This window comes from Streptomyces xanthii, from assembly GCF_014621695.1.
Taxonomy (GTDB): domain Bacteria; phylum Actinomycetota; class Actinomycetes; order Streptomycetales; family Streptomycetaceae; genus Streptomyces; species Streptomyces xanthii.
The window spans coordinates 5024956-5048799 of record NZ_CP061281.1 but is presented as its reverse complement, the minus strand read 5'-3'; the positions used below and the strand labels follow the sequence as shown (position 1 = coordinate 5048799).

The 23844-nt window shown below is 73.2% G+C and carries 16 protein-coding genes; 5 read left to right on the top strand and 11 right to left on the bottom strand.

Going from position 1 to position 23844, the window contains the following annotated elements:
• Positions 1-221: 221 nt before the first annotated feature.
• A complete protein-coding gene (locus IAG42_RS22830; protein WP_188338812.1) occupies positions 222-2045 on the top strand; it encodes a glycoside hydrolase family 3 protein in 1824 nt (607 codons plus the stop codon).
• A 141-nt stretch (positions 2046-2186) separates the two neighbouring features.
• On the opposite strand, the gene IAG42_RS22825 is transcribed toward IAG42_RS22830, so the two are convergent.
• From IAG42_RS22825 to IAG42_RS22815, 3 genes are all read right to left on the bottom strand, one after another.
• Positions 2187-3599, bottom strand: a complete 1413-nt coding sequence (locus IAG42_RS22825; RefSeq protein WP_188338811.1) for a S28 family serine protease — start codon at positions 3597-3599, stop codon at positions 2187-2189.
• 116 nt (positions 3600-3715) lie between these two features.
• A complete protein-coding gene (locus tag IAG42_RS22820) occupies positions 3716-4045 on the bottom strand; it encodes a hypothetical protein (RefSeq protein ID WP_223206429.1) in 330 nt (109 codons plus the stop codon).
• A 208-nt stretch (positions 4046-4253) separates the two neighbouring features.
• The gene (locus IAG42_RS22815) at positions 4254-7991 is read right to left on the bottom strand and encodes an ABC transporter ATP-binding protein (RefSeq protein ID WP_223206126.1); all 3738 of its coding nucleotides are present in this window, start codon (positions 7989-7991) and stop codon (positions 4254-4256) included.
• Positions 7992-8226: 235 nt separating this feature from the next.
• Here IAG42_RS22815 and IAG42_RS22810 point away from each other — a divergent pair, with 235 nt between their 5' ends.
• Positions 8227-9018, top strand: a complete 792-nt coding sequence (locus IAG42_RS22810; RefSeq protein WP_188338809.1) for an endonuclease I family protein — start codon at positions 8227-8229, stop codon at positions 9016-9018.
• On the opposite strand, the gene IAG42_RS22805 is transcribed toward IAG42_RS22810, so the two are convergent.
• Entirely contained in the window at positions 8981-11632 is a 2652-nt protein-coding gene (locus tag IAG42_RS22805) for a tetratricopeptide repeat protein (RefSeq protein ID WP_188338808.1), read from the bottom strand. The two genes, IAG42_RS22810 and IAG42_RS22805, sit on opposite strands and share 38 nt — an antisense overlap.
• An 82-nt stretch (positions 11633-11714) precedes the next feature.
• Between IAG42_RS22805 and IAG42_RS22800 the strand changes: the two genes are divergently transcribed.
• The gene (locus IAG42_RS22800; protein ID WP_188338807.1) at positions 11715-12188 is read left to right on the top strand and encodes a TY-Chap domain-containing protein; all 474 of its coding nucleotides are present in this window, start codon (positions 11715-11717) and stop codon (positions 12186-12188) included.
• Between the two features lie 15 nt (positions 12189-12203).
• On the opposite strand, the gene IAG42_RS22795 is transcribed toward IAG42_RS22800, so the two are convergent.
• The 4 genes from IAG42_RS22795 to IAG42_RS22780 form a co-directional block, all read right to left on the bottom strand.
• Positions 12204-13028 (bottom strand): nitrilase-related carbon-nitrogen hydrolase, encoded by an 825-nt coding sequence (locus IAG42_RS22795; RefSeq protein WP_188338806.1) that lies wholly within the window; start codon positions 13026-13028, stop codon positions 12204-12206.
• A 14-nt stretch (positions 13029-13042) separates the two neighbouring features.
• Entirely contained in the window at positions 13043-14716 is a 1674-nt protein-coding gene (locus tag IAG42_RS22790) for a thiamine pyrophosphate-binding protein (RefSeq protein WP_188338805.1), read from the bottom strand.
• A gap of 245 nt (positions 14717-14961) precedes the next feature.
• On the bottom strand, positions 14962-15957 hold the full coding sequence (speB, locus tag IAG42_RS22785; protein WP_188338804.1) for an agmatinase: 996 nt from the start codon (positions 15955-15957) through the stop codon (positions 14962-14964).
• A gap of 47 nt (positions 15958-16004) precedes the next feature.
• Complete coding sequence (locus tag IAG42_RS22780) at positions 16005-17471, bottom strand: sodium:solute symporter (protein WP_188338803.1); 1467 nt, start codon at positions 17469-17471, stop codon at positions 16005-16007.
• A 215-nt stretch (positions 17472-17686) separates the two neighbouring features.
• On the opposite strand from IAG42_RS22780, the gene IAG42_RS22775 reads away from it, so the two are divergent.
• Both IAG42_RS22775 and IAG42_RS22770 read left to right on the top strand, forming a co-directional pair.
• Positions 17687-19090 carry a PucR family transcriptional regulator gene (locus tag IAG42_RS22775; RefSeq protein WP_317453333.1) on the top strand — a complete coding sequence of 468 codons (1404 nt, stop codon included), beginning with the start codon at positions 17687-17689 and terminating at the stop codon, positions 19088-19090.
• A gap of 269 nt (positions 19091-19359) precedes the next feature.
• Positions 19360-20166, top strand: a complete 807-nt coding sequence (locus tag IAG42_RS22770) for a phosphatase (RefSeq protein ID WP_188338802.1) — start codon at positions 19360-19362, stop codon at positions 20164-20166.
• A gap of 19 nt (positions 20167-20185) precedes the next feature.
• Here IAG42_RS22770 and IAG42_RS22765 read toward each other — a convergent pair whose 3' ends face one another.
• From IAG42_RS22765 to IAG42_RS22755, 3 genes are all read right to left on the bottom strand, one after another.
• Entirely contained in the window at positions 20186-22132 is a 1947-nt protein-coding gene (locus tag IAG42_RS22765; protein ID WP_188338801.1) for an oxidoreductase, read from the bottom strand.
• Positions 22133-22170: 38 nt separating this feature from the next.
• Positions 22171-22779 (bottom strand): TetR/AcrR family transcriptional regulator, encoded by a 609-nt coding sequence (locus tag IAG42_RS22760; protein WP_188338800.1) that lies wholly within the window; start codon positions 22777-22779, stop codon positions 22171-22173.
• 66 nt (positions 22780-22845) lie between these two features.
• A complete protein-coding gene (locus IAG42_RS22755) occupies positions 22846-23835 on the bottom strand; it encodes a cation diffusion facilitator family transporter (protein ID WP_188338799.1) in 990 nt (329 codons plus the stop codon).
• Positions 23836-23844 lie beyond the last annotated feature (9 nt).

Below are 23844 nucleotides of genomic sequence, written 5' to 3'. Positions count from 1 at the left end.
GAGATGGCGCACGAAGTGCGCATCTCCAGGGGCGCGGGGAACTGCGCGAGAAGCCCCACCGGCCCGCAGTCCGCGACGGACCCGGGCCCCGGCAGACGCCGTCGAACACCCGCCACAACCCGGAGGGCACCGCCAAGTACCTTGACTGGCAGAAACTTTCTCGATATCCGTGTCGCGCGGAAGTTTTCTTCACACCGCCCCTCCCTCCGGAAGGAGCGCACGTGCCCGAGCTGTCCAGACGTACGCTGATCGCCGCCGCGACCGCCACGGTCGCCGCCGCAGGCCTGAGCGCCGCACCCGCCCAGGCGTCCACCGAAACCGATGAGGACCGGGCCCGTTCCGACCGGGCCCTCAAGCAGGTCATCTCCGGGATGTCCCTGGAGGAGAAGGTCGGCCAGCTGTTCGTGATGCGGGTCTACGGCCATTCGGCCACCGACCCCGACCAGGCCGACATCGACGCCAACCTCAAGGAGATCGGCGTCCGCACGGCCGCCGAGATGATCGACCGCTACAAGCTGGGCGGCATCATCTACTTCGCGTGGGCGCACAACGTCCGCGACCCGCACCAGATCGCCGACCTGAGCAACGGCATCCAGGCCGCGGGCCTCGCCCAGGACTCCCGCGTCCCGTTGCTGATCTCGACGGACCAGGAGCACGGCATAGTGGCCCGGGTCGGCAAGCCCGCCACCCTGTTCCCGGGCGCGATGGCGCTCGGCGCGGGCGGCTCGCGGGCCGACGCGCGCAAGGCGGGCCAGATCGCGGGCGCCGAGCTGCGCGCGGTCGGCATCCGGCAGGACTACGCGCCGGACGCGGACGTCAACATCAACCCGGCGAACCCGGTGATCGGCGTCCGCTCCTTCGGCGCCGACCCGAAGGCCGTCGCCGGGATGGTCGCCGCGCAGGTCAAGGGCTACCAGTCCGCGCACATCGCGTCGACGGCCAAGCACTTCCCCGGGCACGGCGACACGGTCGACGACTCGCACGCCAAGCTGCCGTACATCCACCACACGCGCGAGCAGTGGGAGCAGCTGGACAAGCCGTCGTTCGAGGCGGCGATCGCCGCCGGCATCGACTCGATCATGACGGCGCACATCGTCGTGCCGGCGCTCGACCCGGCCGAGGACCCGGCGACCCTCTCGCACCCGATCCTCACCGGCATCCTGCGCGAGCAGCTCGGCTACGACGGCGTCGTGGTGACCGACTCGCTCGGCATGCAGGGCGTACGGACCAAGTACGGCGACGAACGCGTACCCGTGCTCGCGCTGAAGGCGGGCGTGGACCAGCTGCTCAACCCGCCGTCCCTGTCCGTCGCGTGGAACGCGGTGCTGAACGCCGTGAAGGGCGGCGAGCTGACCGAGGAGCGGCTCGACGAGTCGATCCTGCGCATCCTGCGGCTCAAGGCCAAGCTGGGCCTGTTCGACGAGCCGTACGTGTCGCACGGCCAGGTCGACAAGACGGTCGGCACCCACCAGCACCTCGCCGCCGCCGACCGGATCGCCGAGCGCACGACGACGCTCCTGGTGAACAAGGACCGGCTGCTGCCGCTGAACCGGCGCACCCACAAGAAGGTCCTGGTGCTCGGCGCGAACCCGGCCTCGCCCTCCCTGAGCGACGGGCCGCCCACCACCGTGCTGGGCGCCGCCCTCACCGAACTCGGCTTCACCACGACGGTCCTGGCCACCGGCACGGCCCCCAGCCAGGCCGCGATCGACCAGGCCGTCGCCGCCGCGGCGGGCCAGGACGCGGTGCTGATCGGCACGTACAACGTGACGGCGGGCAGCGCCCAGCAGAAGCTGGTGAAGGCGGTCGCGGCGACCGGCGTCCCGGTGGTCACCCTGTCGATGCGCAACCCGTACGACGTGGCCCAACTGGACGTCTCGGCCGCGCATCTGGCCGCGTACTCCTGGATCGACGTCGAACTGCGGGCGGCGGTACGCGTCCTCACGGGCGCCGCCGAGCCGCAGGGCAAGCTGCCCGTGCCGGTGCAGCGAGCCGACGACCCGTCGAAGGAACTCTTCCCGATCGGGTTCGGGCTCACCTACTGACGGAGTTCGGCTGCGGGCCGGTGGGACTTCTCCCGCAGTTCCCCGCGCCCCATCGGGGAAATGCGACGCGCAGCGTCTGCATTTCAGGGGCGCGGGGAACTGCGCGGCCCGCCCCCACCGGGCCCGCAGCCGCCCGGTGGCCTACGGCCGCAGGGACATTCCGCGCTGCACCCCGGCCCGGTCGAGCTTCCGGTCATGCGCGGCCAGCGCGGTCGTGCCGGACAGGCCCGCCCAGTCGAGGATGCGCGCCGTGGCGAGCTCCTTGTCGGCGGGCTTCAGGGCCGCCACGTTCGCGCCGTGGTTGGCGTGCGGGGCGTGCATCACGTAGGAGTCACGCGCGCCCTTGCCGAGGCGGAACGGCTCGGCGCCCCACGGGTCGTTGTCGCCGTACACGTACAGCATGCGGGTGGCGTTGTGGCGCACCCAGCTGTCGACGTCGCGCATCGCGGACGGCTCGAACTTCATGGGGATGTCGCGCGGCACGAAGTTCCGCGGCGGCTGGTAGCCGTAGCGGGACAGGTCGGCGACCCACGGCTGCTTGATGTCGGGCGAGCCGAGCTGCGTGCCCGCCTGGTAGTAGTACGGCGTGTACTGGGTCAGGCCCTGGTCGGCGTAGGAGGCCCAGCCGCCGACCTCGTCGACGTAACTGAACAGGTCGTCGTCGGAGACGGTCGCGGCGTCCGGGACGTCGGCGCAGGCGGACTCGGGCTGGTACTGCCAGAAGCCCCAGAACAGGTCGAGGACGGTCGCCTCGTAGGCCTTGTCGACCGAACCGACCGTGTTCACCGTGTAGTTGTTCGCGTCGAGGAAGTCCTTGTACTTCTTCTCGAGCGCGTCACGGCGCACCAGCGTCTCGCGCTGCACCTTCTGCAGGGCGACACGGCAGTCCTTCGGGCCGACGTTCGCGAGGAAGGTGTCGTAGGCCGAGTCCTCCTTGTTCACGACGTCGTTCGGGGCAACGTAGGCGACGACGCCGTCCATGTCGCGCGGGTAGAAGCGCTCGTAGTAGGTGGCGGTCATGCCGCCCTTCGAGCCGCCGGTCGTCAGCCAGTTCTGGCCGTAGATCGGCTTGAGCGCCTTGAAGATGCGGTGCTGGTCGCTCGCGGCCTGCCAGATGTTCAGCTTCGACCAGTCGGCGGGCTGCGGCCGGGACGGCGTGAAGAAGCGGTACTCCACGGAGACCTGGTTGCCGTCGACGATCCGGGTCGGCTCGCTGCGCGACGGGTTCGTCGACACGTTGTAGCCGCTGGTGAACATGACCATCGGGCGGCTGACGTCCTTGTGCAGCACGGTGATGCGCTGCTGGAAGGTGCCGGCCTTCGGGTTCCGGTGGTCGACCGGCTGCGTGTAGTTGAGGACGAAGTAGCGGTAGCCCGCGTACGGCTTCTCCTCGATCAGGCTCATGCCGGGTACGGCGAGAAGCCTGTCCTTGATGTCGGTGGCGGCGGCCGTTGCCGAGGATTCCTCGGCGGCGGTCGCCGTCGATATCCCGGCCGCGCTCGCGGTGCCGATGAGCACCACGAGCGACAGCAGCCATCTGAGCGCTGTGCGCATGCACCCTCCCCTGGAGATTCACAGATGCGCCCCGGAAACTATCGGAGCAATTCCTGCACCACCAGAGGTATTTGGTGTTCGCTCAGGATCATGTCATGACCGGATGAGGTGCGACCTCAGCACAGGATCCAGCCGGTTCGGGTGGATTTGCCACCTACGTGTCCCGTCACCCGGACGCAGCGGTGACCGGCGTGGACGGTGACCGGACCGGCGTGGTGGGTGAAGTCGCCGCGGTCGACGACGGCCCGGCTGCCGCGCGCCTGGACGCCGACGGACATGCTGCGGCGGGGCCCGGCGGACTTGGCGAGGGTGACGGCGCAGACGTAGTCACGATTGCGGTAGACGACGGTCTTGCCGGTACTGAACGACAGGCTGCGCACCTGGTGTCCGGGGCACAGCGCGGCGGCCTGGGCGCTGCCCGCGAACGGCCCGCCGAGCAGCAGCATTCCGGCGCCCGCGAGCACGGTCAGCGCGTACGTACCCGCGCGGCGCGCCCCGCGTATGCCGTCTCCCTCACCTCTCGCCACCGCGGCCCCTCCCGTCGCGTTCGCACCAGGGTACTGATGTACGGACGCGGGACACAGGGGCGACGGTTGCGGAATCGCGCCTTCAGGACACCCGCCTTCAGGACGCGCCTCACGAGGACGGGCTCCCTCAGGACGCGCCGGCCACCGCCTCGTCGATGTCCTCGTCGGTGTCCTCGCCGATGAAGGTGCGCCACAGGCGGGCGTACTTGCCGTCCAGGCGCAGCAGCTCGTCGTGCGTGCCGTCCTCGGCGACGCGGCCGCCGTCCATCACCACGACGCGGTCCGCGCGGGCCGCCGTCGTCAGGCGGTGCGCGACGACGAGCGTGGTGCGCTTGCCGGCGAGGCGGTCGGTCGCCTGGGTGACCTGCGCCTCGGTGGCGAGGTCGAGGGCGGCGGTCGCCTCGTCGAGCAGCAGGATGTCGGGGTCGACGAGTTCGGCGCGGGCCAGCGCGATCAGCTGGCGCTGACCGGCCGACAGATTGCGGCCGCGCTCGGCGACCTCGTGCAGATAGCCGCCTTCGAGCGTCGCGATCATCTCGTGCGCGCCGACCGCGCGGGCCGCCGCCTCCACGTCGGCGTCGCTCGCGCCGGGCCGCCCGTACGCGATGGCGTCGCGGATCGTGCCCTGGAACAGGTACGCCTCCTGCGGGACGACGCCGAGCCGGTGCCGGTACGCGGTCAGGTCGAGGTCGCGCAGGTCGGTGCCGTCGACGGTGACACGGCCCGAGGTCGGGTCGTAGAACCGGGCGACGAGCTTGACCAGCGTGGACTTGCCCGCGCCGGTCTCGCCGACGAACGCGACGGTCTGCCCGGCCGGGACCCGCAGGTCCACTCCGGTGAGCGCCGCCTCGTCCGTGCCGTACGCGAAGTCGACGTCCTCGAAGGCGATCTCGCCGCGCAGCGACAGCACGTCGAGCGGCTCGTGGGCCGCCTTGGTGGAGGTCGGCTCGCGCAGCAGCTCCTGGATGCGGCCCAGCGAGACGGTCGCCTGCTGGTAACCGTCGAAGACCTGGGAGAGCTGCTGGACCGGGGCGAAGAACAGGTCGATGTAGAGCAGGTACGCGACGAGCGCGCCGGTGGTGAGGGTCGTCGCGTCGACCCGGTGCGCGCCCACCACGAGGACGGCCGCGGCCGCCACGGAGGAGAGCAGCTGCACGAACGGGAAGTAGACCGAGATCAGGAACTGGCCGCGGATGCGGGCCTCGCGGTAGCTCGCGCTGCCCGCCGCGTAGCGCTCGAAGCCGTCCTGCTCGCGGCGGAAGGCCTGCACGATGCGCAGTCCGGACACCGACTCCTGGAGGTCCGCGTTGACCGCCGAGACCCGCTCGCGGGCCAGCTCGTACGCCTTGACGCTGGCGCGGCGGAAGAAGAACGTGCCGACGATCAGCGGCGGCAGCGTCGCGAACACGACGAGGGCCAGCTGGACGTCGATGACGAGCAGCGCGGCCATGATGCCGAAGAACGTGACGACGGAGACGAAGGCGGTGACCAGGCCGGTCTGCAGGAACGTCGACAGCGCGTCGACGTCCGTCGTCATCCGGGTCATGATCCGGCCGGTCAGCTCGCGCTCGTAGTAGTCGAGGCCGAGCCGCTGGAGCTGGGCGAAGATCTTCAGTCGCAGCGAGTAGAGGACGCGCTCGCCGGTGCGGCCCGTCATGCGGGTCTCACCGATCTGCGCGGCCCACTGGACGAGCACGGCGACCAGGCCGAGCGCGGCCGCCGCCCAGACCGCGCCGAGCGCGAGCTGTGTGACGCCCTCGTCGATGCCGTGCCGGATCAGGACGGGCAGGGCGAGGCCGACCCCCGCGTCGACCGCGACGAGGGCCAGGCTGACGAGCAGCGGGGCGCCGAAGCCGCGCAGCAGGCGGCGCAGTCCGTAGCTGTCCTCGGGGGTGACGGCGCGGGCCTCGTCGACGTCGGGGGTGTCGGCGGCGGGGGGCAGCGCCTCGACCTGCGCGAGCAGTTCGGGCGTGGCGGGCATCCCGGCGAGCGCGAGGTCCTTGGGCTCCCGGTCCCCCGTCCACAGCCTGGGGGTGACGCCGCGCTCCGCGTCGTACTCGGCGTCCAGCTCCGCACGTACGGAGGTGTCCTCGGGCTCCTCGTCGGCCCGCGGGGTGAGGTGGCCGGGCGAGACGCCGCCCAGCTCGTCGGGGTCGGTGAGAAGGCGGCGGTAGAGCGCGGAGCCGGCCTCCAGCTCCTCGTGGGTGCCGATCGCGGCCAGCCGGCCGTCGTCGAGGACGGCGATGCGGTCGGCGAGGCCGAGGGTGGAGCGGCGGTGCGCGATGAGGAGGGTGGTGCGGCCGGCCATGACCTGGCCGAGCGCCTCGTGGATCTCGTGCTCGACGCGGGCGTCGACGGCGGACGTGGCGTCGTCGAGGACCAGCAGGCGGGGGTCGGTGAGGATGGCGCGGGCGAGCGCGATGCGCTGGCGCTGACCGCCGGAGAGGGTCAGGCCGTGCTCGCCGACCTTGGTGTCGTAGCCCTCGGGCAGCTCGGCGATGAACCCGTCGGCCTGCGCGGTGCGCGCCGCCGCCTCGATCTGCTCGTCGGTGGCGTCCGGGGCGCCGTACGCGATGTTGGCGCGGACGCTGTCGGAGAAGAGGAAGGAGTCCTCGGGGACGAGGCCGATCGCGGCGCGCAGCGAGGACTGGGTCAGCTCGCGCACGTCGTGGCCGCCGACGAGGACGGCGCCGCCGGAGACGTCGTAGAAGCGGGGCAGCAGCAGCGAGACGGTGGACTTGCCGGAGCCGGAGGAGCCGACGACGGCGAGCGTCTCGCCGGCCCGGATCTCGAAGGAGAGGCCGTCGAGGACCTTCCGCTCGGCGTCGGCGTAGCCGAAGGAGACGTCGTCGAACTCGACGGTCGCGGGCGCGTCGGCGGGCAGCTCCTTGCGGCCGTCCTCGATCGACGGCTCGGTGTCGATGAGCTCCAGGACGCGCTCCACACCGGCGCGGGCCTGCTGGCCGACGGTGAGGACGACGGCGAGCATGCGGACCGGGCCGACGAGCTGGGCCAGGTAGCTGGAGAAGGCGACGAAGGTGCCGAGGGTGACCTGGCCGCGCACGGCGAGCCAGCCGCCGAGGGCCAGCATGGCGACCTGACCGAGCGCGGGGACGGCCTGGAGGGCGGGGGTGAACTTGGCGTTCATCCGGATCGTGCGCAACCGTCCGGCGAACAGCTTGCGGCCGACCTCGCGCAGCTTCCCGGTCTCCTGGTCCTCCTGCCCGAAGCCCTTCACGACGCGGACGCCGCTGACGGCCCCGTCGACGACCCCGGCGACGGCGGCGGCCTGCGCCTGCGCGTACCAGGTGGCGGGGTGGAGGCGGGAGCGGCTGCGCTTGGCGATGAACCACAGGGCGGGGGCGACGGCCAGGGCGACGAGGGTCAGCGGCAGCGACAGCCACGCCATGATCACGAGGGAGATCAGGAAGAGCAGGACGTTCCCGATGGTCATCGGGAGCATGAACAGCAGGCCCTGGATGAGCTGGAGGTCGCTGGTGGCGCGGCCGACGACCTGGCCCGTGGACAGCTCGTCCTGGCGCCGCCCGTCGAGCCGGGTGATCGTCCCGTACATCTCGGTGCGCAGGTCGTGCTGGACGTCGAGGGCGAGCCGGCCGCCGTAGTAGCGGCGGACGTAGGTGAGGACGTAGACGACGACGGCCGAGCCGATCAGCAGGCCGGCCCACACGCCCATGGAGCGGGTGTGGTCGCCGACGACGTCGTCGATGATGACCTTGGTGATCAGCGGGACCAGGGCCATGACGGCCATGCCGCCGAGCGACGCGCCGAGTGCGAGCACGACGTCCTTGGGATACCGCCACGCGTATCCCGCGAGTCTCCCCGCCCAGCCCCGTTCCTGCGCCACTGCGCGCCGCCTCCCACTGCCTCGTTCCACGTCCTGATCTGCCGAAGGGCCAACAAGGGGGGCGGGCGATTTCATCCCGGCGCAACAATCGGCCCCGCGACCGGGCGTCCGGGCGAGGGCCGGCGGTCGCTTTGACTGCACACGATCACCCCGTCTCGTTCACCCATTCTCTACGTGTTCATGTCACGCTCCGGATGACCGCAGTCAACCCGCGTAGAACGGACGGACACCCCACATGCCCGGAACGCGCATACGCACACTGGCCCTCGCGGCGGCCGCCGTGCTCGCCGCAGTGACCCTGCCGACGACCACCGCGGCCACGGCGAACGCCTCCACCGCGTACGACGACACCTACTACCAGGACGCGCTCGGCAAGACCGGCCCCGAGCTCAAGTCCGCCCTGCACACGATCATCAGCAAGCAGACCAAGCTCTCCTACGACGGAGTCTGGAACGCGCTGAAGACCACCGACCAGGATCCGAACAACAGCAACAACGTGATCCTGATCTACAGCGGGGTCTCCCGCGCCAAGTCGCTCAACGGCGGCGACAGCGGCGACTGGAACCGCGAGCACGTCTGGGCCAAGTCCCACGGCGACTTCGGCACCACCACCGGCCCCGGCACCGACCTGCACCACCTGCGCCCCGAGGACGTGACGGTCAACTCCATCCGCGGGAACAAGGACTTCGACGAGGGCGGCAGCGCCGTGCCGAACGGCGGCGGCAGCCTCACCGACGCGGACTCCTTCGAACCGCGCGACGCCGTCAAGGGCGACGTCGCCCGCATGATCCTCTACATGGCCGTGCGCTACGAGGGCGACGACGCCTTCGCCGACCTGGAGCCCAACGAGTCCGTGGACAACGGCAGCGCGCCCTACATCGGCAAGCTCGCCGTCCTGAAGAAGTGGAGCGCCGAGGACCCGCCGGACGCCTTCGAGAAGAACCGCAACGAGGTCATCTACACGACCTACCAGCACAACCGGAACCCGTTCATCGACCACCCGGAGTGGGTCGAGTCGGTCTACTAGGACCACCGGGACCGGTGAGGCCGTCGAGTTCGCGCCGGGCGGCGGCCGCGTCGGACGTGCGGCCGCCGCCGTCGAACAGCGCGATCGCCTCGCGCAGGGCGGCGGCCGCGTCCTCCTTCCGGCCGAGGTCGGCCAGCGTGCGGGCCAGGTCGCGGGTGACGACGGCCTCACGGGCGGGGACAGCGGCCGCGCGGAACGCCTCGCGGGCCCGCACGTACGCCTCGGCGGCCTCCGTGTACCGGCCGAGCCGGCGCAGGGCGGCGCCCAGGTTGCGTCCGGTGCGGCCCTCGCGGTCGTGGTCGCCGGTCTCGCGCATCAGGGCGCGGGCCCGTTCGTTGGCGGTGACGGCCTCCTCGTAGCGGCGCAGGTGGACCAGGGCCACACCCAGGGCGCCCTGGGCGACGGCCTCGCCGTGCCGGTCGCCGGTCCGGGTGGCGGTCCGCGCCGCGAGCTCCGCCAGCTCGGCCAGTTCGTCCGTGCGGTCGGACACGGAGACCAGATAGCGGTCGAGGAGGCGGGGCAGTTCGATCGCGAAGGAGGGGCGCAGCACGCTCGCCACGCGGGCGGCGTCCAGGAGTCCGACGGTCTCCGCGTCCAGCCAGCGCAGCGCCGTCTCCCGGTCGGGGAACCCGAGTGCCGCCGGGTCCTCCGCGTCGGGCCGCAGGTGGACGACGGCCGCGCGCAGCCGCTCCTCGAAGCGCTCGAGCTGACCGTGCACCGGGTGATCGTCGCCGGCCCCGCCCGCCTCCTCCACCCCGCGCCGCAGCGGGCCCCAGCCGGCGGGGACGTGCCCGCGCGGCAGGGCGACGAGCTCGGCCAGGCTGCCCTCGAAGTGGGGCAGGCGGCCGGCCAGTTGCTCCCAGAAGCCGGGGCCGAAGCGGCGCGCGGCGCCGGTGAGGAGCTCGGCACAGGACGTCCGCCAGGTGTCCTCGTCCCGGACGGCGGGCGCCTGGTCGCGGCCGTAGAGCAGGGCGGTGCTCGCGGGCCGGGCCGCGGCGAGCAGCTCGGCGTCGTCGAGCACGCCCGCCGAGCGGACGGTGTGGATCAGTCCGCGCGCCGCGCTGTAGTAGGCCCAGGTGCGGGCGGACGCGGGATCCGACAGGCGGGAGAGCACCAGGCGGGCGGCGTCGGGACCCTGCGCCGCCAGGGCGTCCGGGTCGCCGAGCAGCGCCTCGCCCAGCTCCGGGGGGAAACCGGGGCGGGAGGCGAGGACCCACAGCACGGGCTCCGGAAGCGGTCGGGCGGCGTGGGCCGCGACGAGCAGGGCCCACGGGGTCGCCTCCGTGGCGGTGCCCTCCCGGGCGCTCCAGGCGTCCAGGACGAGCTGGGCCTCGACCGCGTCACCGGCGGCGCGCAGTTCCCCGGCCAGGCCCCCGGTGGGCTCACGCGCCGGGAGGCGGGCGGCCAGGGCGCGGCGCAGGTCCTGCCGGGTGCGCGCGAGGCCCAGCAGGTAGTCGTCCCGGTACGGGTCCTGGCCGAACAGCCAGGCGGCGACGGCGGCTTCGGGGCCGCGCCGGCCCCGGACCACGTGGGCCCAGCGCGCGAAGGGCGGGCGCGGAGCGGCACCGGCCCGTTCGAGCCGCGCCAGGGCGTGCCGCAGGAGGACGTCTCCGGTGCGGACGCCGTCGGGGCCGACGCAGCGTGCGGCCGACCGTTCCAGGGCGTCGTCGTCCAGGGCGGCCACGAGGTCGGCGAGGACGCGCGGCGGCGCCTGGGCCAGCACCCGCAGGTCGAGGTCGGCGGCAGGGTCGTACGCGCCGAGCCCCTCGACGAACTCGCCCGGACTGCCCTCGTGACGGGCCGCGCGCCCGGCGGCCGCGGCCGCCCGCCACGCCCGCCGGTCCTCCCCCAGCGCCTCCCGCAGTCCGGCGCCGAACGCCTCCCAGAACGCCAGGACGCGCGTGTGGTGCCGGGGCGCCGCGGTGTCCACGGCCGCCACCAGCCGGTCCAGGCGGTGCGTCGCGGCCACCACCTCCCGCGCGCCGTCCGGCGTCAGCAGGTGACGCTGGAGCGTGGTCCGCAGATCGGAGACGTGCGGCAGCAGCAACTGCCGCACACGGTCGGGCAGTTCACGGAACGGCACGACGGGATCCCGCCGCGGCCTGTTCCACTGGCGCCGCCCGTCCCAGTGCACGGCGCTCCCCGGCACGGCCGCGAAGCGGGCCCCGAGCCGGTTGGCCACCTTCAGGTCGAAAGGGACGAGCAGTGCGGCGGTGAGGTCGTCGGGGCAGTCGTGCCGGGCGATCAGGGCGCGCGCCTGCTCCGAGGTGAAGGGCTCGCGCGCGTGGGCGGCCGCCCACGCGTCCCAGTCCAGGGCGGTCCGGGCGAGCAGCCTGTCGCAGGACCTCACGCCCGCCGCCTCGCGGAAGAGGGGGAGCAGCCCCTCGTCGCAGGAGCGGAACAGCGCGGGCGGCGGGTCGTACACGGTCGCCGTACTGGCGACCGCGCTGGCGTCCAACTCGGCGTCGGCGCGCGCCCGCTCCCCGTCGGGCAGCAGCGAAGCCGCCCAGCGGAGCAGCCCCAGGTGATACGCGGCGCGCTGCCACCGGTCGACGCCACGCGGGGTTCTCGGCTGCGGAGGCACGAAGAATCCGTACCCGGTCGGGGTCTCCATCCCGGGATCGTAGATCGTGGCACCGACAAGGACGGATGCGACCGCAACCACACCCACGACCACCGAACGGGGACGCGCAGCGATGAACGACAAGAACCCGCACGACGCCGGGAACACCTGGGAGAAATTCACGACCGGTCTGGCCGAGGAGCTGGTCGATCTGCCCGACGGGAGCGTCGTGGTGATCCGGGAGACCGCGGACAGCGGCCACAACCGCTTCGTGCAGTTCGTGCGGGAGGAGGAGCGCACCTACGCCGAGCTGGTCGGCGACTCCTACCTCGACCCCGCCGTCCGCGCGGGCGAAGAGGGCGCCCGGCTGATCAGGGCCGCCGGCTGGCGGGACCCGGACGCCGACGACTCCAGCCGCAACTGGCAGTTCGAACTCGTCCTGGCGACCACGGCCGAGTACCGGGCCCTGGCCGGCATGGCCGTCACCGGCCTGCGCGACGCCCTGCGCCTCCCGTCCCCCTCCGCCCTGACCTACCAGATCTGGAACGAGAAGCCGGGCGTCGGCTCCCTCGACCTGTACGCCCTGGGGCTGCGGCGCACGGAGTAGCGGGGGCCGGCGGGCTCAGTCCCCGTACAGCTCCGGGCGCCGGTCCCCGAACACGTCGTTGTGGGCGCCGAGGCGCTTGTCGCGGGACTGGGGGAGGTCGCAGGAGGCGAGGAGGAGGGCGGGGCCGTCGGTGGGGGTGCGGCCGGCCAGGGGGAAGCCGTCGGGGTCGGTGATGATCGAGCCGCCGGTCCAGCGGACGCCGCGCTCGTCGCCGGCCCGGTCGCAGGCGGCCACGTACATGCGGTTGACGGCGGCGTCGGCCTGGACGCGGACGGCCTCGGCGGGGCGCTCGCCCTCGGGGCGGGGGAAGAGGGGCCAGTTCACCGGGGCGCAGAGGAGGTCGGTGCCGGCCAGGGCGGCGAGGCGGACCCACTCGGGGAACTCGAGGTCGTAGCAGACCATGACGCCGACCCGGCCGACGCCGTCGATGTCGACGACGGGCGGACGCTCGTCGCCGGGGACGAAGAACTCCTTCTCCGTGCCGAAGAGATGGGCCTTGCGGTAGACGGCGCGGACGGCGCCGGTGGGGTCGATGACGACGGCCGAGTTGCGCACCTGGCCATCGTCGTCGAGCTCCGCGAGGCCCGCGACCAGGGTCACGCCGTGGCGGCGGGCGGCGGCGGACCAGGCGGCGACGGTCGGGCCGTCGACGGGCTCGGCGAGGGCGCGGGCCTCCGCCGGGGACTCGAAGACGTAGCCGCTGTTGGTGAGTTCGGGGAGGACGACGACGCGGGCGCCCGCGTTCGCGGCGGCCTCGATCGCCTCCTCGGCGGCGGCCAGGTTGGCCGCCACGTCTCCCACATGGAGGGCGAGCTGGGCGCAGGCCACGGTCGTCGTCATCACAGAGTTCTCCATCATCCCAGGTGCGTCGGGGCGAACATGCGGAGCAGGGCCGGGAGCACCACCACGTGCGGGCCCGGCGCGGACAGGGCCTTCGCCAGGTCGTCGCGGAGCGTCCCGGGGCTCGTACGGACGGCCGGGACGCCGAAGGACTCGGCGAGGGCCACGTAGTCGGGGCGGCTCAGCTCGGTGGCGGTGGCCTGGCCGAAGGCGTCGGTCATGTACTCGCGCAGGATGCCGTAGCCGCCGTCGTCGACGATCAGCCAGGTGACGTCGAGGTCGTGCTGGCGGGCGGTGGCGAGCTCGGCGATCGAGTAGAGGGCGCCGCCGTCGCCGGAGACGGCGAGGACGGGCCGGGTGGGGTCGGCGACGGCCGCGCCGAGCGCCGCGGGGAAGCCGTAGCCGAGGCCGCCCGCGCCCTGCGCGGAGTGCATGGCTCCGGGCCAGGCGGACCAGGCCCAGTAGGCGAGGATCGTCATGTCCCAGAAGGAGGGCGAGCCGGCCGGGAGCGCTTCCCGGACCGACCTCAACACCTGCTGTTCCAGGGTCAGTTCCTGTGCGTCGATCCGTTCGCGTACGGCGTTCAGGACCGCCGCGACCCGGGCAGGCGCCGTGGCGTCGGTGCGCTCGGGGACCGTCTCGGCGAGGGCCTGGAGGGCGAGGCGGGCGTCGGCGTGGATGCCGAGCGCGGGGTGGTTGGACTCCAGCTTGCCCGCGTCGGCCTCGATCTGGATGACGCGGCCGCGCGGGGCGAACGTGTGGTAGTTCGAGGAGAGTTCACCCAGTCCTGAGCCGACGACGAGCAGGACGTCGGCGTCCTCCAGGAAGTCGGTGGTGTGGCGGTCCTCCAGCCAGGACTGGAGGGACAGCGGGTGCTCCCAGGGGAAGGCGCCCTTGCCGCCGAAGGTGGTGACGACGGGGGCGTCGATCCGCTCGGCGAGCGCGCGCAGCTTGCCCGCCGCGTCGGAGCGCACGACGCCGCCGCCCGCGATGATCGCCGGGCGCTCCGCCTTCGCGAGGAGGTCGGCGGCGACCGCGGTCAGCTCGGGGCGGGGCACCAGGTCGCGGGGCGTGGCGTCCATCGCGGTGACGACGGGCAGCGTCGTCGGGGCGAGGAGCACGTCCTGCGGGATCTCGACCCAGACCGGGCCGTGCGGAGCGGTCAGCGCCGACTCCCAGGCCGCGGCGATGGCCGACGGGATCTGGGAGGCGGTGCGGACGGTGTGGACGGACTTGACCACGTCCCGGAAGGAGGCCTGCTGGTCGCGCAGCTCGTGCAGATAGCCGTGGCGGCCGCCGCCGAGCCCGGCGACGGGCACCTGGCTGCCGATGGCGAGCACGGGCGCGGAGGCGGCTGCCGCCTCCTGGAGCGCGGCGAGCGACATGAGCGCGCCGGGGCCGGTCGAGAGCAGCAGTGGGGCCACCTCGCCGGTGATCCGGCCGTACGCGTCGGCCGCGAACCCCGCGTTGTTCTCGATGCGGAGTCCGACGTAGCGCAGGTCGGAGCGGCGCAGCGCGTCGAACATGCCGAGGGCGTGCTGGCCCGGCAGGCCGAACACGGTGGACGCGCCGAGGCCGTGCAGCGTCTCGACGACGAGGTCGCCGCCGTTGCGTCCCGCGGGTGGGTTGAGCGCGGCCTCGGTCTGCGCGGCGGTGGGCGTCAGTTCCAGGTCGTGGTCGTGCGTCATTCCGCCTCCGCGGGTTCGGGTCTGCGCCGGCTCGCCGTAGGGGGTCGGGCGGTTCGCGGCCGCGGGTGCGTCGTGGCTGGTCGCGCAGTTCCCCGCGCCCCTGAGATGCATGGCCCTGCGGGCCGCATCTCCCCGATGAGGCGCAGCCTCACCAGGGGCGCGGGGAACTGCGCGACCAGCCCCCACCGGCCCGCACTCGCGACCGGAGCCGAGCCCCTACGGCGAAGAGGCCGGCCGGTCCATTGTCACTCGCCGCGAGCGGACGCGATCTGCCGGGACATGATCGTCGTCAGCTCGTACGCGGTGTGCGAGGCGGCGACGGCGGTGATCTCGGCGTGGTCGTAGGCCGGGGCGACCTCGACGACGTCGGCGGAGACCAGGTTGCAGGAGGAGAGGCCGCGCAGGATCTCCAGGAGCTCGCGGGAGGTCATGCCGCCCGCCTCGGGGGTGCCGGTGCCGGGGGCGTGGGCCGGGTCGAGGCAGTCGATGTCGATGGAGATGTACAGCGGGCGGTCGCCGATGCGCTGGCGCAGCTGGTCGGCGACCTCGTCGGCGCCGCGGCGGTAGACGTCCGCCGAGGTGACGATGCCGAAGCCGAGCTTCTCGTCGTCGGTGAGGTCCTGCTTGCCGTAGAGCGGGCCGCGGGTGCCGACGTGGGAGAGCGCGGAGGTGTCGAGGATGCCCTCCTCGACGGCGCGGCGGAACGGCGTGCCGTGCGTGTACTCGGCGCCGAAGTACGTGTCCCAGGTGTCGAGGTGCGCGTCGAAGTGGAGCAGCGCGACCGGGCCGTGCTTCTTGGCGACCGAGCGCAGCAGCGGCAGCGCGATGGTGTGGTCGCCGCCGAGGGTCATCATGCGGGCGCCGGAGCCGAGCAGGTCGTCGGCGGCGGCCTCGATGCTCTCGACTGCCTCGTTGATGTTGAACGGGTTGGCCGCGATGTCACCGGCGTCGGCGACCTGGGCGAGCGCGAAGGGGGACGCGTCCTGCGCCGGGTTGTAGGGGCGCAGGAGGCGGGAGGCCTCGCGGATGGCGTTGCCGCCGAAGCGGGCGCCGGGCCGGTAGGAGACGCCGGTGTCGAAGGGGACGCCGACGACGGCGACGTCGGCGGCGGTGACCTCGTCGAGGCGGGGCAGGCGGGCGAACGTGGCCGGGCCCGCGTACCGCGGGATACGGGAGGAGTCGACCGGGCCGACGGCGCCGGTGGGGCCGTTGGGAACGCGGGGCGTCTCGTTGCTGTTCATGGCGCGCATGCCTTCTTTCGAACGCGGGTCAGCGGTGTGCGGAGGGGTTACTGGGACACGGCCACGGAGGCCGCCTCCGGGGTCTCGCCGCCGCGGCCGGCGAGCCGGTCGCGCCAGTTGGCGAGGACGGCGGCGTCCGTGGCCTTCGTGGCCAGGGAGACGACCACGTAGGTGACGAGGGACGCGGCCAGGCCGTAGTAGACGGCCTCGTTGGCGAGGATGCCGTAGTGCCACATCAGGCCGACGACGGCGAGACCGCCGACGGCGATGGAGGCGAGGGCGCCCTCGGCGGTGCCGCGCTTCCACAGCAGGCCGCCGAGGATGGGCACGAGGAGGCCGCCGACGAGCAGGTTGTAGGCGACGGTGAGGGCCTCGACGACGTTGTTCAGGGCGATCGCGGTGACGATCGTGGCGGCGCCCATGACGAGGATGAACAGGCGGTTGCCCTTGACCTCGTCGTGGCCGTCACCGCTGTCGGCGGGCAGCCCGCGCAGCCGCTTCCAGATGTCGTTGTTGGCGACGGTGGCGCAGGCGATGAGGGCGCCGGACGAGGTCGACATGACGGCGGCGAGCGCGGCGGCCAGGACCAGGCCGCGGACGCCGACGGGCAGCTCGTCCTTGACGATGCGGGCGAAGGCCTCGTCGGCGGTGCCGAGCCCGGTCGGGTACATGACCTTGGCCGCGGTGCCGATGACGGCGCCGCCGATCGCGTAGGCGAGGCAGTAGACGCCGGAGACGGTGCCGCCCCAGCGGGCGACCTTGTCGGTGCGGGCGGTGAAGACGCGCTGCCAGATGTCCTGGCCGATGAGCATGCCGAACGTGTAGATCAGCACGTACGTGAAGATCGTCTCGCCGCCGATGCCCAGCGGGTCGAAGTACGAGGTGGGCAGCGCTTCCTTCATCTCGCTGAAGCCGCCCGCCTTCACGACGGCGACCGGCAGCAGGATGATCAGCACGCCGATGGTCTTCACGACGAACTGCACCATGTCGGTGATCGTGATGGACCACATGCCGCCGAGCGTCGAGTACGCGACGACGATGGTGCCGCCGATGACGATCGCCAGGGTGCGCGGCACGTCGAAGAGGACGTCGAAGATCGTGGCGTACGCGATGGTCGAGGTGACCGCGAGCATCAGCGTGTACGCCCACATGACGATGCCGGAGATCAGTCCGGCCCGGCCGCCGTAGCGCAGGTCGAGCATCTCGGAGACGGTGTAGACCTTCAGGCGGGCGATGCGCGCCGAGAAGAACAGCGACAGGGCGAGGATGCCGAGGCCGATGGTGAAGACCATCCAGGCGCCGGACAGGCCGTACTGGTAGCCGAGGCCGACGCCGCCGATGGTGGAGGCGCCGCCGAGCACGATGGCGGCCATCGTGCCGGAGTACATGGCGGGGCCGAGCCTGCGGCCCGCGACCAGGAAGTCGCTCTTGGACTTGGCGCGGCGCATGCCCCACCAGCCCATGGCCAGCATTCCGGCCAGATAGGCGACGATCACGATGTAGTCGACGGCCATGGACGACCTCCTTTGCACACCTCGGTGGCGTGTCGTGCTGGGTTGGTCCGGCTTCACAGGCCCCTGAGAGAGGGAGCCCTCGGCAGCGGGGACATCCGCCCGTACCCGCACCCACCGGTCATTGCCTCATGAATGTAAGTGGCCGAAAAGGAACACTGAAGTGTAAGTTTCATCTACTTCATCCGATGCGAGTAGAGGAATCATCCACCGTGCCGGTGCCCGCTCCCCCCACCTCGGGCGTTCCGCTCGCCGCGCTGCTCGCCCGCGCCGACCTGGGGCTTCGCCAGATCGCGGGCCCCGACGCCGCCGATGTCCTGGTGCACGGCGCGCACACCTCGGAGCTGCCCGATCCGCGGCCGTACCTGCTCGGCGGTGAGCTGCTTCTCACAGCCGGAGTGCAGGCCGGCGAGGACGCCTTCGACTCGTCCACGAGCTTCGACACGTACGCGGCGCGGGTCGTCGCCGGCGGGGCCGTCGCCCTGGGCTTCGGTGTCGCACCGGTCCACGACACGGTGCCGCCCGGGCTCGTCGCGGCGTGCGACGCGCACGGGCTGCCGCTGGTGGAGGTTCCGCCGGACATCACGTTCAGCGGGATCGCGCGGGCCGTGTGGGAGCTGATGGCGCAGGCCCGGCACGCCGAACTGCGCCGGGTCACCGAGGCGCAGCAGGCGCTGGCCTCCGCGGCCGCGCGGCCCGATCCCGTGCGGGCGGTGCTCGGCCGGCTCGCCCAGCGGACCGGGGGCTACGCGGTGGCCGTCACCGCGGACGGGGCGGAACTGGAGAGCGCCGGGCCGCGGCCGCCCGGTCGGGCCGCCGCCGCGCTGTCCGCCCTCACCGACGTGGTGCGGCCGCGCACCAGCCGGCTGCTGCCCGCGCCCGCGTCCGCCGCGGACACCGTCGGGGAGCTGCACCTCTCGGCGTACGCGCTGAGCGGGGGCGGGGCGCTCGGACTCGCGTCGCCCTCGCGCGCGTCCGGCGACCACACGATCGCCGGGGCCGCCGTCGTGCTCCTCTCCCTCCTCGCGGGGGCGCACCGCTCGGCCGACGACACACAGCGCACGGCCGCGCTCGTGGGACTGCTGCTCGGGGCGGAGCGGGACGGCACCGCGGCGGGGCTGCTCGGCCCGGGCCGCTGGAAGGTCGTGCACGCCTGGGCGAACGGGGCGTCCTCGCCCGCACCGGACCTGGCCACACCGCTGGTCGCGACGGACGGCTCCCTGACCCGCGCGCTCGTCCCGGCCGACCAGGACATCTCCCCCTGCGAAGGCTGCGCGCTGGGTGTCAGCGCGGCCGTGTCACCGGGCGACCTCCCCCTCGCCGACGCGCAGGCGGCGAGTGCGCTGGCCCGCGCCCGGGCGACCCGCTCCCCCCTCGCCCACCACCGCCCCGACGGGGCCGCGCCCCCCGCCCTGGCCCCGCTCCTCCCCCACCCCGCGCTCCTGGAGACCCTGCGCACGTGGCTCTCCGTGCACGGCAGCTGGGAGAACACGGCGGTGACCCTCGACATCCACCGCAACACGGTCCGCCAGCGCGTAGCCCGCTGCGCGGACCTCCTGAACGCGGACCTGAACGACCCGGACGTCCGCATGGAACTGTGGTTCGCGCTGCGGCATCTGTAGGGGCGGTTCGGTGGTCCTCGCCGGCCGCGGGCCGGTGGGTGCTGGTCGCGCCCGCGCCATGATCGGGGAAATGCGACCCGAAGGGTCGGCATTTCAGGGGCAAGGGGCTGTGTCCGTCAGCGGCTCCGCCGCGGGGCGCGAGAAGCCCCACCGGCCCGCGGCCCGCGACGCTGCCTGAGCACCCCTCCCGTGCCCGGCACCCGCCCCCCCGGAGGGCCACTGTGTGGAATTGATCAACGGCTCACAGCGACCACCGGCACAATGGACCCATGCCGATACCCGGGATCCCCAGCGATACACCCAGCCGTGCCGCCCTGACCGCCCACCTCGTCCGGACCCGCATCGCCGGCGACGTGGCCACGCCACGGGAGAACAACCTCTCCCACTACCGCAAGCTGGCGAACGGCGACCGCCACTTCTGGCTGGGGCTGGAGCTGGGCGACCGCTGGAGCGACGAGCAGGACGTCCTCGCGGTGATGGCGGAGCGCTGCGGCGTCGTGGACGACCCGGAGCACCGCTACGGCCAGGACACGATCGACCCGGAGCTGACGGTCGACGCGCTGGAGCGCATGGCGGCCCGCCTGCACAAGGCGGCGGAGGACCGCCAGCGTGTGCTGTTCGCGACGGGCCACCCCGGCGGCCTGCTCGACGTGCACCGCGCGACGGCCGCGGCCCTGCGCGCGGCGGGCTGCGAGATCATGGTGATCCCCGAGGGCCTGGCCACGGAGGAGGGCATGGTCTTCCAGTTCGCGGACGTCGCGGTGCTGGAGCGCGGCGCGACGCTGTGGCACACCCACTCCCCCGACCCGATGACCCGCATCCTGGACGGCCTGGAGCGCGAGGGCCGCCCGCTGCCCGACCTGGTCGTGGCCGACCACGGCTGGGCGGGCTGCGCGGCCCAGCGCGGCCTCGACTCGGTGGGCTACGCGGACTGCAACGACCCGGCGCTGTTCGTCGGCGAGGCCGAGGGCACGATGCAGGTGACGGTCCCGCTGGACGACCACGTCACGAGCCCGCGCCACTACGACCCGATGACGGCGTACCTGCTCAGCGCGGCCGGCCTGCTGGACGACTGACCCGGACCCCGGGCCGGGGTCACAGCGCCGCGCCCACGGTGAGCCCGTCGAGGACAGCCTCCTCGACGGTGCGCGGCGCGACCCGGTCCCCGACGGCGACGACGTGCTCCCCTTCGGGGGCGAACTCGTCGACCGGCTCGTGTCCCTGGGCGAGCACGACCCCGGCGACGCCTTCGAGCAGCACGGGTTCCTCCGTGAGCGTGTGCTGGAGGTAGACGGTGTCGCTGTCGGCTCCGTAGAGGCGCACGTTGGGGACGATGTCGATGCGGGCCCGCGCGGCGCGCGCGAGCAGGGCGGAGCGTACGTACTGCTGGAGGTGCTCCCCGGCGGCGAAGCCGGTGACGCACAGGGTCACCTTCCGTCCCTGGCCGGCGAGTTGGAGGGCGACGCCGAGCCCGATCCAGTCGCCGCGCCAGTCCGCGACGACGATCCGCCCGCGCGGCACGGCCGCCCCCTGGATCACCTGCCAGGCGTCCAGCACCACGGGATCGTCGAGCAGTTCGAGGTGCGGCCGGCGCGGCCGGGCCCCGGTGGCGAGGACGACGGCGTCGGGCGCGAGCGCGTCGAGGACGGCGGCGTCGACCGGCGCGTCGACCGTGATCCGTACGCCGGCCCGCCGTGCCTCCCCCTCCAGATTGGTGACGGCGCCGCCGAACTCGGCCCGTTCGGGCAGGAGTTGCGCGAGCAGCACTTGCCCGCCGACCCGTCGCGCGGCCTCGTGCAGTTCCACGTCGTGTCCGCGTGCGGCGGCGACGGCGGCGGCCTTGAGACCGCCGGGTCCGCCGCCGACGACGAGGACCCGCTTGCGCCGGGTGAGCAACGGCAGGGTGCCGAAGCGGAGTTCGCGGCCGGTCTCGGGGTGCTGGATGCAGGAGATCGGGTAGCCGAGCTGGAAGTGCCCGATGCAGGCCTGGTTGCAGCCGATGCAGGCGCGGATCTCCTCGGAGCGGCCCTGTTCGGCCTTGGCGGGGAGTTCGGGGTCGCAGATGAGGGCGCGGGTCATGGCGCAGGCGTCGGCCTGACCGGCGGCGACGATCTGCTCGGCCTCCTGCGGCTGGTTGACCCGCCCGGCGACCATCACGGGCACCCCGGTGACGGCCTTCACCTTCGCGGCGAGCGGCGCCACGTACCCGGCCTCGTGGAACATGGGCGGCGCGATGTGCTGGGCGCCGGAGAGGCTGGCCGAACTGCCCGCGCACACGGACACGTAGTCGACGAGCCCTTCGGCGTCGAGCGCGGCGACGGTCTCCAGGACGAGTGCGGTGTCGAGCCCGTCGTGGCTCAGTTCGTCCCCCGATATGCGCAGGCCGACGACGAAGTCCGGGCCGGCCGCCGCCCGCGCCCGGCGCAGCGCCTCGCGCAGGAACCGCAGCCGGCCCGCGCCGTCACCGCCCCAGCCGTCGGTGCGTACGTTCACCTTCGGGTTGAGGAACTGGGCCGGGAGGTAGCCGTGGCTGGCGACGACCTCGGCCCCGTCGAGCCCGGCCGCGCACAGCCGCCGGGCCGCCTGCCCGTACCCGTCGAGGACCTCCTCGATCTCGGCCTCGGTCATGGCGCGCGGCATGACGTGGAACCGTTCGCTGGGTGTCGCCGAGGGCGCCCACGCGACGGGCGCGCTGCCGTCGGCGGACTCCAGGATCTCGCGCCCGGGGTGGAAGAGCTGGCCGAAGATCCGGGTGCCGTGCCGGTGCACGGTCTCGGCGAGCCGGGCGTAGCCGGGGACGCAGTCGTCGTCCGTGGCCATGAGGACATGGGTGGTGTAGCGGGCGGAGGGGTGCACTCCGGAGACCTGGAGGACGATGAGTCCGGCGCCGCCCGCGGCCCGCGCCTCGTGGTAGGCGACCAGCGCGTCGGTGACGGCCCCGTCCTCGACGAGCACGGTGTCGTGCCCCGAGGACAGGATGCGGTTGCGTACGGTCACCGGACCGATCCGCAGTGGACTGAACAGGTGCGGGAACTCTGCCATGACGGCCCCTCCCGGGAGCGGATCGGTGCGGGAACAGGTCAGCCGGAGACGCCGAGGACGGCGCGCGCGGTGCCGACGAGCAGTTCGGCGTACTGCTCGGCGGTGAGCCCGGAGCCCGCGGCGACGGCCATGTCGAGCCCGTCGACGAGGACCACGAGCGAGCCGATGGCGGTGGCCTCGGGCACGGGCGGGCGGAACTCGCCGTCGCGCACGCCGTCCCGGACGATCCCGGAGATCAGCGCCCGCCATTCGTCGTGCACCCGGCGCACGCCCTCGCGCAGTTCCTCGCGGCGCGCGGCGCTGGCGCAGAACTCGGTCCAGGTGGCGCAGCGCCGGGTGAGTCCGGGGTCGGTGGTGAGGGCCTGGACGAGGAGCTCGAAGCGCCGCCAGGCGGTCGGGGCGTCGACGGACGCGGCCCGCCAGCGGTCGACGAGCTCGTCGATGGACCAGGCGAAGGCCTCGCGGAACAGGGCGTCCCGGGTCTCGAAGTAGTGCTGGAGCGAGCCGATGGACAGCCCGGCGACGGTGGCCACGTCCCGTAGCCGCCCGGCGTCGAAGCCCCGCTCGGCCAGGACCTCGGCGGCCGCCCGCAGAATCCGCTCACGCCGTTCGTCCGTGCCCGCACCTGTGCCCGTCCCCATGACCATGGCGGGAATAATAAAGCATTATTGTGACGCGCGACACGGTCCTGCACGCTCCCGTTCAGCCCGGGATCACCAGGGATTGAGTCCCTCGGAGCGGCGCTGGGCGAACCCCGGCGTCGGGTCGAGGTACACGCGCCGCACGGACGGGAACCGCTCGCGCAGCCGCCGGGCCGCGTCCTCGCAGGCCCACTCGATCTGGGCGGCGGTGGACGCGTCCCGGAAGTCGACCTTCGCGGCGACGAGGGCCTCGCGGGGCCCCTGGACCAGCGTGGTCAGTTCGAGGACGGCCTCGACGTGCTCGACGCCGAGCAGCAGTTCACGGATCTCGGCGCGGACCCGCTGGGGCAGCGGCCGCCCGACGAGCAGCTCCGCGTTGGACCGCCCGAGCACCCAGGCCACCCACAGCAGCAGCCCGCCGATGCACAGCGAGGCGATGCCGTCCCACACGCCCGAACCGGTGAGCTGCCCGCCCAGCAGGCCGCCCGCCGCGAACAGCAGACCGGCGAGCGCCGCGCTGTCCTCCAGGACGACGGCCTTCACGGCGGTGTCGGGCGTGCGCCGCAGATACCGTCGCAGCGGCGCCCCGGTCCGGGCCGCCTCGCCGCGCGCCTGCCGCAGCGCGGTCCGCAGCGAGAAGCCCTCCAGGACGAAGGCGACGGCGAGGACGAGATAGGAGACGAGGGGGTCGCCGAGGTCCTCGCCCGCGACCAGGGTGTGGATGCCGTCGTAGAGGGAGAAGACGGCGCCGCCGACGAAGGTGGCGACGGCCGCGAGCAACGCCCACACATAGCGCTCCCCGCCGTAGCCGAGCGGGTGCTCCTCGTCGGCGGGCTTCTCGCTGCGCTTGAGCGAGGTGAGCAGGAGGAGCTCGGTGACGGTGTCGGCGAAGGAGTGCGCGGCCTCGGAGAGCATCGCGCTCGATCCGCTGATGACACCGGCCACGGCCTTGGCGAGGGCGATGCCCAGATTGGCGGCCGCGGCGACGATCACGGTGAAGACGCTCTCGCCGCCCGCCGGCTCCTCGGTGGTGCTCGCCTGCTCCGCCCGTACGTCGCTCATGTACGGGAC